Raw genomic sequence first — 14,038 nt, 5'->3', positions numbered from 1 at the left:
ATGGGCAACTCAATAAACATAATAAAACACTCTGGAGATGTTGTTCCTTTTAATGTTGACAAGCTTAAAGATTCATTACGACGCGCTCAAACAAGTGAGGAGATAATTCAAGAAATAATAACTCAAATTGAATCTACAATTTACGAGGGGATTACTACGAAAAAAATCTATCAAATGGCTTTTAAAATGCTTAAAGATAAATCACGAGTAAGTGCCTCAAAATACAAACTCAAAAAAGCCTTGATGGAATTGGGACCTTCGGGATTTCCGTTTGAAAAGTTAGTAGGCAAACTACTGGCACATGAAGGATTTGAAACAAAAGTTGGAGTTATTGTACAAGGAAATTGTGTACAGCACGAAGTAGATGTAATAGCCCAAAAGGACAATTCTCATTATATGATTGAATGTAAATACCATAGTGACCAAGGGAGGTTTTGCAACGTAAAAATACCCTTATATATCCATTCAAGATTTTTAGACATAGAAAAGAAATGGAAGCATCAAAAAGGTCACGAAGCAAAATTTCATCAAGGTGGAGTGTACACCAATACCCGCTTTACCACGGATGCTATACAATATGGTAAATGTGTTGGGTTGCTAATGACCAGTTGGGATTATCCATTGGGAAATGGTCTTAAGAACAGAATAGACCAATCTGGTTTACATCCACTCACAGCATTAACAACAATCACAAAACAAGAGAAAACTATGTTACTCGAAACTGGGATTGTACTTTGTAAAGAGCTTCACGAAACACCTAGTTTATTGAATAAAATTGGAATTGAAAAATCGAGACATAAAAAGATTTTAGAAGATTCTGAAGAACTATGTAAAACAAAATCAAATAACAGAAAAAAATGAACAACACTAAAATAAACATTCACTTTTTGGGAGCGGCAGGCACCGTAACCGGTTCTAAATATTTAGTGGATACGGGAGAAAAAAAGATACTTATAGACTGCGGGCTTTTTCAAGGACTAAAAGAATTGCGTCTAAAAAATTGGGAATATCCACCAGTTGAAGTTTCAGAAATTGATGTGGTTTTGCTCACACACGGCCATATGGACCACACAGGATATCTGCCTCGATTAGTAAAACAAGGGTTTAATGGTTCCATTTATGGTACTAATCCTACTTTGGACATCGCAAAAATAATCTTGAACGATAGTGCTAGAATACAAGAACAAGAAGCAGAACGTGCTAATAAAGAGGGGTATTCTAAACACAGTCCTGCAGAGCCTTTGTACAATTTAAAAGATGTAGAAAAAACCATCCCACATTTTAAAGGAATCCCTCAAGCACAATGGATTCCATTATTTGATGGTATCAGAGCCCGATTCCAATATAATGGTCACATTCTTGGAGCAACCTACATCGAATTGGATATACGTGGTAAACGTTTTGTGTTTTCAGGAGATATAGGCAGAACCAATGACTTACTTTTATATCCACCATTAAAACCAAAAAAAGCAGATGTACTCTTTATGGAATCCACCTACGGTGGTAGATTTCATCCAGATGAAGTAGAAGCCCTTCCGCAGATTGAAAAATTGGTTAATGATACCATAAACAGAGAGGGAAGCTTATTTGTTCCAAGCTTTTCAGTAGAACGAGCCCAATTGATGATGCTCATCTTTTGGAAGTTACTAAAGGAGAATAAAATACCCAAAGTACAAATGATAATGGATAGCCCTATGGGAGCAAATGTACTCGAACTGTTCCACCGCACCAGAGATTGGCATAGATTAGAAACTAATGAATGTAATGAAATGTGCTCACACTTTACTGTAGTTAGTAGTTATCGTGAAACAATGGAGCTAAGAACCGATAACAAACCAAAAATTGTCATTGCCGGAAGTGGAATGCTTACTGGCGGAAGAATGCTCAACTATCTTGAAACCCAAGCACAAAACCCAAACAATACATTGTTATTTGTGGGCTATCAAGCTGAAGGTACTCGTGGTAGAAAATTATTAGAAGGGGATAAAGAGTTGAAAGTGTACGGAAAATGGGTGCCATTTCATATGGAAGTTGCAGAAATTGAAGGACTCTCGGCACATGCAGACCACGCCGAACTTATAAATTGGATGAGTAAAATAAAAAATAAGCCAGAGCGGATTTTCATCGTACACGGCGAAAAAGAAAGCGCAGAAGCCTTACAGAAAGGCATCAAGGAAACCTATAATTGGGATGCAGAAATTCCACAACTGTATAATATTGAAGAAATAATACTTAGTTAACAGATATGATCGAATTAATAATTGGGATACTACTAGGATTTTTCATTGTATTACTTGCGATGAAAACAGGCTTTGACAAGGACAGCAGTTTCTATCCAGTATTATTGATTGTTATTGCTTTTTACTATGTTCTTTTTGCTTTACAGGCTAACAATACTTACGAAATTATATTTGAAACGAGCATTGCTTTCCTATTCTCAATTATAGCAATATTAGGACATCATAAGCACATAAAAATCGTAGGTATTGCACTGATATTACACGGCATCTATGATCTTTTTCAAGGAAATATTGTGTTTTCAACAAACCCACCTCAGTGGTGGCCACTGTTCTGTTTGGGAGTTGATATAACTCTTGGTATTTGGGTACTTTGGACTTCTTCAAGATTATTAAAAATAAAAAAATAAATGTATTATGGAACAACGCTCAAACATATTAAAATACAAGCATATAGGAATTTATACCCAAAACGAGAATGTGGTGTATATGCGAGAGGATTGCCACGTTTGCATATCAGAAGGCTTTGAAGCCTTAACCAGGATTAGGGTATCAACTACAACCAATTCAATTGTTGCAAGTCTTAACATTATAAATTCCAATATCCTACTATCTAATGAAATAGGTCTATCAGATGCGGCAGCTAAAAAATTGAACATTTCTGACAATGACACCTTACAGGTTTCCCATTTGGAACCTATTGAATCATTAAGCCACGTTAGGGCAAAAATCTATAACCAAAAATTGGATTATAATGCCTACAACCAAATCATAACCGACATCGTTGAAGGCGACTATTCCAACATACACCTTTCAGCATTCATTACTGCCTGTGCAGGCAACCGAATGAACATTGATGAAATATCCGACCTCACCAAAGCGATGATTGCTTCTGGCAAACAACTAAACTGGAACAAAGAAATTGTAGTAGATAAACATTGCATAGGTGGCTTGCCTGGAAACCGAACCACGCCCTTGGTAGTGGCCATAGTAGCTACTTATGGACTTACAATGCCAAAAACATCCTCACGGGCTATAACTTCTCCTGCCGGCACAGCAGATACTATGGAAGTTCTGACCAACGTAACGCTCTCTTCCGAAGAAATAACGGCTGTGGTAGAAAAAGAAGGTGGTTGTTTTGTTTGGGGTGGTACTGCTCAACTAAGCCCTGCCGATGATGTCCTTATTAAAATTGAAAAAGCCTTGGACATTGATAGTGAAGGTCAACTCATCGCCTCAGTTTTATCTAAAAAAGCTGCCGCAGGTTCAACACACGTAGTTATAGATATTCCTGTGGGAGAAACTGCTAAAGTTAGAAGTACAGAAATGGCTGAAAAACTAAAGAATCATATGGAAACCGTAGGCAACGCTGTTGGACTTAATGTAAAAGTTGTTATTACAGATGGTACACAACCCGTTGGAAGAGGTATAGGTCCCACTTTAGAAGCTATCGACATATTAAAAGTTTTAAAAAATGAGGCAGATGCTCCCAAAGACCTTAAAGAACGAGCTATGCTTTTGGCAGGTGAACTTCTTGAGCTTTCAGGTAAAGTATCTTTAGGCTCAGGTCGTCAAACGGCCATACAATTATTGGAATCTGGTAAGGTTTATGAAAAGTTTCTTGCCATCTGTAAAGCCCAAGGACGTTTTATCGAACCTGTATTGGCACCTTATAAAGCAGAAATTAAAGCAGAGGCTTCAGGAACTTTGAAATGCATTGACAATCGAAAGATAGCGAAGCTCGCCAAACTTTCGGGTGCACCACAGTCTAAATCTGCAGGAATTTTATTGAATGTACATTTAAACGAACAAATTGAAAAAAACCAATTACTGTATACCCTCTATGCAGAATCACAAGGCGAATTAAATTATGCCTTAGACTACAAGAACAATCATAACGACATTATAACTATTAAATAAAGAGTAAAATGAAAACTATACTATTCAGCCTTCCTGGAAACGAGGAATTAACAGAGTTAATGGCTACAAAAATAGACGCTGAAGTGGGAAAGACTACTTTACGAAAGTTCCCTGACGGCGAATCCTACACGCGCATATTATCCGATGTAAAAGACAAATGTGTGGTTTTGATCTGCACCCTACACGACCCTGATGAGAAATTATTACCACTATATTTTTTAAGCCAAACAGCAAAATCATTAGGCGCAATGTGCACCTGTTTGGTTGCACCCTATTTAGCATATATGCGACAAGACAAAATATTTAACGAAGGTGAAGGCATTACCTCTACCTATTTTGGAAAGTTAATTTCTGGTTTTGCAGATAGTATAACCACTGTTGACCCTCATCTACACAGGATACACTCATTGAGTGAAGTATACCACATCCCAAACAAAGTTATTCATGCTTCAGATGCTATTTCGAAATGGATACAAGAAAATATTGAAAATCCTGTATTGATTGGTCCCGATTCCGAAAGTGAACAATGGGTTTCTGAAGTTGCCAAAAATGCAGGTGCACCATTTACTGTGTTACAGAAAGTACGTCACGGCGATAGAGATGTTGAAGTTTCGGTGCCAGACATTGATAAATATAAAGATGCTACACCTGTTTTGGTTGACGATATTATCTCAACCGCTCGTACTATGATTGAGACTGTAGGCCACTTAAAAAGGGCTGGAATGAAACCGCCAATATGTGTGGGCATTCACGCTGTTTTTTCAGGTAATGCCTATCAAGACCTAATGGATTCAGGTGTTGAAAAAATAGTGACCTGCAATACCATTCCACACCCATCAAATACTATTGATTTGAGCGATATTATGTCGAAAGAGGTAAAGAAACTAATGCATCATATATGAAAAAACTAAGCTTCATACTATTTTTTATCCTATTCAATCTCACAATCTATGGACAAACTAAAATGCTTATTGAACAAATTTCAGGCAGAACGGTAGTACGTGAAAATTTTGATAAAGATGGTACGTTGCTTAACAAGCAGTCATTTAAGGCGGGAGAAATAATAAAAAAAGACGGATATTATAAAATTGAAGTTGCAACAGAGTTATTCGATAACAAGAAAATCAATATCGAGAAATACACAACAATTTATCAATGCAAACCTGATGAAACAAGTATTATGGTAATGGCATTCCCTTTTACAAAACCCAATTCTAAAGAAACCGAAATCAATAGTTCAACTACAAACTTTACTGAACTCTACGATTTAGGCAGTTTAAAGGATATTGAGCTAGAAATGAGTTTCAACTCTGGCTTACTGAACTTTTTTGGCTCTAAAAGTCTTATTAAAATATATAACCGTCAATTGAAAACTAACAAAGCAAACATGCAAATCGAATCAAAAATAAATATTAAAGCCTATGCAATAGGTATCCGTATCAAACAACTCAATTATACTGTTATTGAGCAATTAAACAATAACAATTTATTGATGTTTCAAAAATTCACTGAAACGGATGGCAGCTATTTTACAATGACTTATGATTAAAAATAAATTGAAAAATTACGATACACTCATAGAGGCCATTAATGATTTAAAGCAAAGAGGTTATAGTTACGATTTTAACATAAAACCTACGTGCTTAAAATGCGTCTCGCTTAAAATTGAAATTAAACCTGAAGATTTTAAAATTGATGAAACCCATCGTTTTGAAGGAATGAGTAGTACCGACGATAATAGTGTACTGTACGCTATATCATCTAAAGATGGTATTAAGGGCACTTTGGTAGATGCCTATAGAGTCTATGCTGAAAACATTTCTGAAGCAATGAGAAAAAAATTACGATAACACTTAAACACTATAATAATGGAAAACCACGAACACCACAATCACGAAAAAATGGACCATTCTAAAATGGACCATTCAAAGATGAAGCACAAAAAAGAAGATCACTCTAAAATGAACCACGGAAGCGGTGGTCATTCCAATCATAATCCTGGTCACGGACAGATGGGGCACGACCATCACAAAATGATGATTGATGATTTTCGCAAATGGTTTTGGGTAACACTTGCACTTACCATTCCAATTCTATTCTTATCCCCAATGATTCAAGATTTTTTTGGATACGAATTTTTACTTCCAGGAAACCCATATATCTTATTTGCACTTTCTTCTGTAGTCTATTTCTATGGTGGCTGGCCATTTCTTAAGGGATTTGTTTCCGAAGTAAAGAAAGGTTCACCAGGGATGATGACCTTAATTTCTATGGCTATTAGTGTCGCCTATTTTTATAGTACCGCGACTGTTTTTGGCTTAAAGGGAGATGATTTTTTCTGGGAATTAGCAACACTAATCGCGATAATGTTATTAGGACATTGGATAGAGATGAAAAGTGTATTGGGCGCATCAAAAGCCTTACAGCTTTTAGTAAGTATGATGCCTTCCGAAGCTCATAGAGTAAAAGGTGATGCTATAGAAGATATTCCTTTAGAAGATTTATTAAAAGACGATGTGATTTTAGTAAAGCCAGGTGAAAAAGTTCCTGCTGACGGTATTATAGTCGATGGTTCGAGTTATTTAAACGAATCGATGCTCACAGGAGAATCCAAACCAGTAAAAAAAGATGAAAATGATAAAGTAATTGGTGGTTCAATAAACGGCAATAGTGCCTTAAAGGTTAAGGTAGAACATACAGGTAAGGATAGTTATCTCAACAAAGTAATCAAAATGGTCGAGGAAGCACAAAAGACCAAATCTAAAATGCAAAACCTTTCAGACAGGGCTGCAAAATGGTTAACATACATTGCTTTGGCTATTGGTTTTGGGACATTGGCAGTTTGGCTCATTTTAGGCTTTCCATTTGTATATGCCTTAGAGAGAATGGTAACGGTTATGGTTATTGCTTGCCCACACGCATTAGGACTTGCTATCCCGTTAGTTGTCGCTATATCTACAGCGGTATCTGCACAAAATGGTTTATTGATAAGGAATCGAACAGCTTTTGAAGAATCCCGAAAAATATCAGCTTTGTTGTTTGATAAAACCGGGACGTTGACAAAAGGTGATTTTGGTGTCACAAGAGTTGAATCGGTTAAACAAGAATATTCAACAGAAGAAATTTTAAGACTTTCTAGCGCTTTGGAACAGAGTTCGGAACATCCTATAGCCGTTGGAATCATAAAAAAGGTCAAAGAAGATAATATTACCATTCCTAATCCCGAAAATTTTAATGCCATTACCGGCAAAGGTGTAGAGGCAAATGTAGAAGGAAAACAAGTTAAGGTGGTAAGTCCAGGTTATTTAAGAGATAAAAAAATAGATATCCCAAAAGACGCCTATAGTGATGCTGCCGAAACAGTAGTTTTTGTCATAATAAATAGGGAATTAGCAGGATATATTGCTCTAGCCGATGAAATACGACCAGAATCTGCCGAAGCCATAAAGGTTTTTAAAAAGAATAATATTAAAGTTTTGATGGCTACAGGTGATAATGAAAAGACGGCAAAAGCAGTAAGCGAAAAACTTGGGCTAGATGGTTATTATGCTGAAGTATTACCACACCAAAAAGTAGAAATCGTAGAAAAACTTCAGGCACAAAATGAATTTGTAGCAATGACTGGTGATGGAGTAAACGATGCTCCTGCGCTTGCCAAGGCTAATGTTGGAATTGCTGTTGGTTCTGGAACGGATGTAGCTGCCGAAACAGCCGATATTATTTTGGTCAACAGCAATCCAAAGGACATTGCCAATTTGATATTATTTGGAAAAGCAACTTACAATAAAATGATTCAGAATCTGATATGGGCAACGGGATATAATGTGATAGCCATTCCTTTAGCTGCTGGAGTGTTGTATTCTTCTGGATTTGTATTGGGACCAGCCATCGGAGCCGTATTTATGAGCTTAAGCACGATTATAGTAGCAATTAACGCACAACTACTAAAGAGGAAAATAAGTAAATAAAGATTTATGGCAATACTTTCAAAAATACTAATCGTTTTAGTTACCTTGGAGCATTTTTACATTTTATATATAGAAATGTTTTCTTGGGAGCATTTAGGCAAAAAAACATTCAAGGAAATTCCAAAGGATCTTTTTAAACCCACTAAAGCTATGGCAGCAAATCAGGGTCTGTACAATGGTTTTTTAGCTGTCGGTCTCTTATGGACGTTGTTTATCTCTAACCCCATTTGGTCTAACAATATCGCATTATTCTTTTTAGGCTGCATTATCATTGCTGGGATATATGGCTCTTTATCTATTTCAAAAAAGATACTGTACACACAAGCAATACCAGCTGCAGCTGCTTTTATATGTATTCTCTTAAGCTAATTTAAAATGAATAAGAGTAGAAATATCAAAATGATTGTACTCATATTACTATGTCTATTCATTGTAATGCTTGGGTATGGGATTCTATTACCTACCCTTCCTTACTACACCGAAAGATTGGCTTTAAAAGCTAATTTAGATACAGATTTAGTTAATTTCCATGTTGGTCTCTTAACGAGTATTTATCCATTATTTCAGCTCCTATTCGTAGTACTTTGGGGAAAACTATCAGACAGGTATGGTCGAAAACCTATTATCATCATCGGTCTTATAGGCTTTGTTATAATGCAATTACTTACTGGTTTAGCGACTTCGCTTACAATGCTCTATGTAGCACGTATTTTTGGTGGTATTTTTACTTCTTCTGTTATTCCTGTAAGTAATGCTTACTTAAGTGATATTACCTCAAAAAAACGAAGAACGAAAATAATGTCTTGGTCTGGTGTAGCGGTAAGTTCTGGTGTTATCTTTGGACCTGTACTTGGCGGCCTTCTTTCCCAAACTAATCTACACTTAAATTACTCAATTGGGCAATTGCATTTCAATCGTTTTTCAGTCCCTTTTCTGTTTGTCGCACTATTAGGGTTTATTGTTCTTCTTGTTGTGTTAAAACGACTTAAAAACACAAGTAAAATTAGCAAACTCACAACTCAAAAAGTGAATTTACAATTCACCTTCACCAAATATTTTGTCATATTACTGGTTTTGTCATTTATCATCCAATTTGTAGTAACGCTTTTTGAAACAGTATTTTCAATCTATGGTAAAGATGAACTAGGTTTTAACAGTAATCAAGTCGGAATTGGGTTTATGTTATGCGGTTCTGTTATGGCAGTTTTACAACCAGTTTTTGCAAGTTATGGAGAGAAGGTTTTATCTACTAAAAAACAAATTGCTCTAGGGTTGTTAATAGTAGGAATATCTTTAATTGCCTTTCCTTTTTTCAATAGTGAGTTTTTAGTTTATGGATTAATTATTGTGTTTGCTGCCGGAGGTGCGATGATAACACCTAATCTGCTTTCTGCGGTTTCACTAATATCAAAGAAAAATACTGGCAGAAACATTTCCATACAGAGTTCAACCAACAGTATTGGTCAGATCCTAGGTCCCGTTTTAGGGACTTGGCTGACTGCAGGTGGGTTTTATTATCCCTTTATAATTGCTGGGAGCATTGTTTTGGGAGTCATAGGAATTCTGTTCTTTCTCAAAACTCCATACGAAGGTGAAGATGATCTTAACCACACTTCAATTATGGAAAACTAAACCTTTAAAGCTCAAAGTATTTTGTACAAGTTAATCGATAAAATTTTAAATGACTATAAGGACGAAATCCAAATAATCGAAGAATCCAACCTTAATGATTTCAGTAATATTGAGAAGGGAATTTCTATTTCTAGAATGTATTTGCAAAAATTACGAATATGTGTAAGGGAAAATGAATTTACGAACAAACAAGAAGAGATCACATTCTTTAAAAAACAGAAACCTTATGTTTATAGTCGTTTAAAGTTTTATGCCAAACTTTATTATTTCATGATCCATAGACCAGCAGGTACCATAAAGTCACAGCAAGAGTTTATTGATATAGAAATTAAGAAGCTTCAAGAAAACAATAGGCGAAATTTGGACTTTATTAAATATTATAGAGAGGAATCCACAGTTCTAGATGAATTCTATTTTCTTAGAGGAAATGATAAAATCAATTTAGTGTCAGACACTTCTCATTTTTATACTGACGCAGAGTTTTCTACAAGCCACGACAATGCAGTTGCTAAAATTATTGCTTATGACTTGCTAATTAATCATTATGTGCAAGAATTAAGTAATTTAAGGGATATTCGTTTAGGTAGGATTAATAATCTTAACACACTAGCCAATGGAGATCGGCTTGGGTGGACTGCTTCTAAAACAGATTTGATAGAATTAATTTATGCGTTACAGGCATCTGGTGCTATTAAGAGTGGAACGGCTGGAATTAAGGAAATGGCATCAGCTTGTGAGGAAATTTTTAACCTTAATCTCGGTAACGTGTATAGAACCTTTCTTGAAATAAGAGAACGGAAGATTGACCAAACCAAGTTTATAGACAGATTAAAGATGACATTATTAAGACGTATGGAAGAAACTGATGGGTAGTTTATTGATGTACATAAAATGTTAAATTTTCACCCAAGTTGGGTAGTACTTGGGAAAAAATCAAATTAATTTTAATTATCATCATTTAGTATAGACAATTTTAATATCAAACACTAAACCAAACCAATTTAAACCATTGAAAATGAATAAGTAAAATCACCCAACTTGGGTGTTCGTTGGGATTAAAATCCAATAAAACAATTCATTTTTGTAGAACGAAAGTCAAATCAGATTAGAGACTATCAAATTTATCGACAGGGATATGATAGTCTCTTTCATTAAAAATCGTTCTATTATGCCGACGTCTATTATAACTACTGAGGATCTTCGAGAATTTAAAATGGAATTACTCGATGACATTAAAAAATTATTGTCAAAACAAGCTACAGGCAAACTTAAGAGGTATCTTAAATCTTCTGAGGTCATGGATTTATTACAAGTAAGTCCTGGCACACTGCAAAATCTTCGTATCAATGGAACACTACCCTATACAAAGGTTGGTGGCATTATTTATTATGATGCAGAAGAAATTCAAAACATAATGTCCGCCAACCGTATTCAACACGGTAAAAAACCTTAACTAATGAACTACATAAAGCTACTTAACGCGGCTTTTGAAAAGTTCTATTTTGATGACCGCCTAAATCCAACCCATATCAGTCTGTATATGGCATTATTCCAAGAATGGAATAGCTGTCGTTTTGCGGACGAATTCTATGTAAACCGTAGGGAACTTATGCGAGTGGCCAAAATTGGGTCAAAATCAACTTACCATCGATGCATAACCGAACTTCACTCGTGGGAATATCTATATTACTTTCCTTCCAACAATCCGTATAAAGGCAGTAAAATCAAGATGTCCATTATAGGTACAGGTGATGAACCAGCTACGGGACAGTACAATCCCATATTGGAACAGCTTGCAGAGCAGTACTATCCCAGAGGTGTACCGCTTGAGGGACACCACCATCCCAAAAATGTACAAGCAGTGTACCAACACCGTCCCGCCAATGGACAAGCAGTGGTACCTAATACAAACAATACCAAACAAGAAAACTTTATAAAACAGCCAAAGGACTGTCAGGCCGTTGTCGATTTTTTTGAGGAAAAGAATTTTAATATCACAGAAGCTGAAAAATTTTACCAGCACTACACCAACCGAAATTGGCATACTGGTAATGATGAACCAATCCGCGATTGGCGAGCAGTGGCCATCAACTGGATGGATAGAGCCGAATTGTTCGAATCTGAAAACAAACAAAACAAAAATCAGGCATCCCAAATCAAGGACAACTTGCGAACCACTAAAAACAAAGATTATGGGCAACCCCTCTAAAATTACCGAAGGTGGCGTGGAGTATTCGCTAGGGAAATTTGATGGAAAAAGTGTAATCTACGACTTTCCAAAAATCTTGATTTATTTGAATGCCAAGGGTAAGTTGCTCTTTGGTAAAAAATTCAGGATTTACGACGAGGACAAAGATATTTTGCTAAAACTCTGTTCTTACTTCATAAGGGACAAGAGTAATTGCGAATCTTACGGAATTGATATCAATAAAGGTATTTTGCTCTCAGGGCCTATTGGATGTGGTAAGACCAGTTTGATGAAATTATTACGACATATCGTACCAATGCAACGACCTTATGAAATGATTCCCTGTAGAAACGTGACGTTTAGTTTTAACCATTTAGGCTTTAAAACTGTTGAAGAATATGGCAATACCAAATTCTATTGTTTTGATGATTTAGGCGTAGAACCAGTGGGTCGGTTTTACGGCAAGGATTTAAACGTAATGGGTGAAGTACTACTCTCTCGTTATGAACTTTACTTAGATACCAAACATAAAATTAAAACCCACGCAACTACCAACCTTAATGCAGAGGAATTGGAAGAACGGTATGGAAACCGTGTTCGAAGTAGAATGCGAGAACTGTTCAATTTGATTGCCTTTGATAAAAATGCAGGAGATAAACGAAAGTAATCTAGCTTCTTAATGATTTATATATTAAAATCACTTCTGAAATAAATTGGATTACAATTGCTTTTAGACTCTTGGTTATTTCTAAAAATAGGTCTTTCATAATAATATTAGTTTTGCATAGATTTCAAAATAGTTTTGGCAATTAATTGGATGCTTTTAGAATCTGAAATATAACGTCCTTCATCGCTATTGCTCAAAAATCCCAATTCCAAAAGGACTGAAGCACAAAGGCCTGTCGTTTCCCGAAGTACTTGAAAATTGGAAAACTTCACACCTCTACTCTTATATCCAATTTCTTTACAAAGGGCTTTTTCGATTTTATAACCTATATAAATAGATTCCTTTAAATTACTATTTTGTTGGTGCGAAGCATAAACTTCTACTCCTCTCGCATTTACATTATCCGAATGGTTGCAATGCAGAGAAACAAATAAATCTGCTTTAAGAGCTTTGGCCAGCCTTGTTCTATCTGATAACGAAATAAGCGTATCACTATACCTGGTTAAATAAATGTCATGAGGGTTTTTTAACCCATTATTTAGCTCCAAAATAGCATTTGCGATATTCAATACGACGTCCTTTTCTTGGATTTTATTTATTCCTATTGCACCCGAATCTTTTCCTCCGTGTCCAACGTCAATTACAATTCGTTTTTGAGTACCTCTTACTTGTCCAAAAACGATGCACATTTTTAGAAGTAAAAAGACAAAACTGACGTTTTTGAGGACTTTTTTCATTTTTAATTTTTGGGTTATCAACAACTTTCCTTAAAAAACCCATAGAATTTGATGCCAAATAATGGTAATTGAATTCAATTGATTTCAAATAATATTTTATTCACAAATATTTGATTTTTAGATATTTACAAGCAAATATATGTAAATTTCAGAAAGAGAAAATGAATAAAAAATCTAAACAGTTTTATTATGAAAAAATCAATCTACTTAGCAACTTTTTTATCGTTGCTCTCAACATCACTTTTTGCTCAAATTGGTGGAATTGAAGATTCCGTTAACGATGTGGGCGATACCATAAGAGCTATTTTCCCAATTCTACTTGGTGTCATTTTCTTAGTTGGCTTCTTGTTCAATGCAGGTCATTTCTTTGGTGAAAATGCAGACCTTAAAAAAGGAATTACTAGAGTACTCGTCTTTGTTTTGATTGCTGGAGCCGTTGTCGGCATCTTCACATACCTAATAGGAATTGTAGTGTAAATGAAGCGCTACGAGATCTATAAAAACATTAGGAAAGGGGCGGTCATTTTTGGCCTGCCTGTTTCTCTCTTTGCTCTAATGATGGCTTCTATTTTGGCATCGCTACTTATTATCATCTTCTCTTTCAGTTTTGGGATAATAATTGGCGTATTGGTTTTTAACGCTGCCTTGTACGTAGCCCTGACCAGAATAACCCATAACTCACAACTATT

16 protein-coding genes are annotated in these 14,038 nt (G+C 35.6%); 15 read left to right on the top strand and 1 reads right to left on the bottom strand.

Annotation, left to right across the window (positions count from 1 at the left end; translation table 11 throughout):
- The 14 genes from ACN0WY_RS04595 (at window position 1) to ACN0WY_RS04530 (ending at window position 12,612) form a co-directional block, all read left to right on the top strand.
- On the top strand, window positions 1-861 hold the full coding sequence (locus tag ACN0WY_RS04595; RefSeq protein WP_159612843.1) for an ATP cone domain-containing protein: 861 nt from the start codon (window positions 1-3) through the stop codon (window positions 859-861).
- Entirely contained in the window at window positions 858-2,240 is a 1,383-nt protein-coding gene (locus ACN0WY_RS04590; RefSeq protein WP_159612845.1) for an MBL fold metallo-hydrolase RNA specificity domain-containing protein, read from the top strand. The genes ACN0WY_RS04595 and ACN0WY_RS04590 overlap by 4 nt, the downstream gene beginning before the upstream one ends.
- A gap of 5 nt (window positions 2,241-2,245) precedes the next feature.
- Window positions 2,246-2,647, top strand: a complete 402-nt coding sequence (locus ACN0WY_RS04585) for a DUF6010 family protein (RefSeq protein WP_159612847.1) — start codon at window positions 2,246-2,248, stop codon at window positions 2,645-2,647.
- A 7-nt stretch (window positions 2,648-2,654) separates the two neighbouring features.
- Window positions 2,655-4,157: a thymidine phosphorylase family protein gene (locus tag ACN0WY_RS04580; protein WP_159612849.1), complete on the top strand. Its 1,503-nt coding sequence runs from the start codon at window positions 2,655-2,657 to the stop codon at window positions 4,155-4,157.
- 8 nt (window positions 4,158-4,165) lie between these two features.
- Window positions 4,166-5,059 carry a ribose-phosphate pyrophosphokinase gene (locus ACN0WY_RS04575; RefSeq protein WP_159612851.1) on the top strand — a complete coding sequence of 298 codons (894 nt, stop codon included), beginning with the start codon at window positions 4,166-4,168 and terminating at the stop codon, window positions 5,057-5,059.
- Window positions 5,056-5,706, top strand: a complete 651-nt coding sequence (locus ACN0WY_RS04570) for a hypothetical protein (RefSeq protein ID WP_159612853.1) — start codon at window positions 5,056-5,058, stop codon at window positions 5,704-5,706. The genes ACN0WY_RS04575 and ACN0WY_RS04570 overlap by 4 nt, the downstream gene beginning before the upstream one ends.
- Before the next feature lie 7 nt (window positions 5,707-5,713).
- Entirely contained in the window at window positions 5,714-6,007 is a 294-nt protein-coding gene (locus ACN0WY_RS04565) for a phosphoribosylpyrophosphate synthetase (RefSeq protein WP_159612930.1), read from the top strand.
- An 18-nt stretch (window positions 6,008-6,025) separates the two neighbouring features.
- On the top strand, window positions 6,026-8,125 hold the full coding sequence (locus ACN0WY_RS04560) for a copper-translocating P-type ATPase (protein WP_239178628.1): 2,100 nt from the start codon (window positions 6,026-6,028) through the stop codon (window positions 8,123-8,125).
- A gap of 6 nt (window positions 8,126-8,131) precedes the next feature.
- Complete coding sequence (locus tag ACN0WY_RS04555; protein ID WP_159612857.1) at window positions 8,132-8,494, top strand: DUF1304 domain-containing protein; 363 nt, start codon at window positions 8,132-8,134, stop codon at window positions 8,492-8,494.
- Window positions 8,495-8,500: 6 nt separating this feature from the next.
- Window positions 8,501-9,757, top strand: coding sequence for an MFS transporter (locus ACN0WY_RS04550; protein WP_159612859.1), 1,257 nt, complete (start codon window positions 8,501-8,503; stop codon window positions 9,755-9,757).
- Between the two features lie 135 nt (window positions 9,758-9,892).
- A complete protein-coding gene (locus ACN0WY_RS04545) occupies window positions 9,893-10,630 on the top strand; it encodes an RteC domain-containing protein (RefSeq protein WP_417799709.1) in 738 nt (245 codons plus the stop codon).
- Between the two features lie 295 nt (window positions 10,631-10,925).
- Entirely contained in the window at window positions 10,926-11,210 is a 285-nt protein-coding gene (locus ACN0WY_RS04540) for a helix-turn-helix domain-containing protein (RefSeq protein ID WP_159612863.1), read from the top strand.
- 3 nt (window positions 11,211-11,213) lie between these two features.
- Window positions 11,214-11,966: a hypothetical protein gene (locus ACN0WY_RS04535; protein ID WP_159612865.1), complete on the top strand. Its 753-nt coding sequence runs from the start codon at window positions 11,214-11,216 to the stop codon at window positions 11,964-11,966.
- Complete coding sequence (locus tag ACN0WY_RS04530; RefSeq protein ID WP_159612867.1) at window positions 11,950-12,612, top strand: ATPase; 663 nt, start codon at window positions 11,950-11,952, stop codon at window positions 12,610-12,612. Before ACN0WY_RS04535 ends, ACN0WY_RS04530 begins: the two co-directional genes overlap by 17 nt.
- A 107-nt stretch (window positions 12,613-12,719) precedes the next feature.
- Here the strand turns inward: ACN0WY_RS04530 and ACN0WY_RS04525 are convergent, their stop codons facing one another.
- Window positions 12,720-13,349: an N-acetylmuramoyl-L-alanine amidase family protein gene (locus ACN0WY_RS04525; protein ID WP_159612869.1), complete on the bottom strand. Its 630-nt coding sequence runs from the start codon at window positions 13,347-13,349 to the stop codon at window positions 12,720-12,722.
- A 189-nt stretch (window positions 13,350-13,538) separates the two neighbouring features.
- On the opposite strand from ACN0WY_RS04525, the gene ACN0WY_RS04520 reads away from it, so the two are divergent.
- On the top strand, window positions 13,539-13,826 hold the full coding sequence (locus tag ACN0WY_RS04520) for a hypothetical protein (protein ID WP_086030969.1): 288 nt from the start codon (window positions 13,539-13,541) through the stop codon (window positions 13,824-13,826).
- Window positions 13,827-14,038 lie beyond the last annotated feature (212 nt).

This window comes from Tenacibaculum sp., assembly GCF_048269885.1.
Lineage (GTDB): Bacteria > Bacteroidota > Bacteroidia > Flavobacteriales > Flavobacteriaceae > Polaribacter.
Note: the sequence above shows the minus strand (reverse complement) of the source record. Positions and strands in the feature narration are given on the sequence as shown.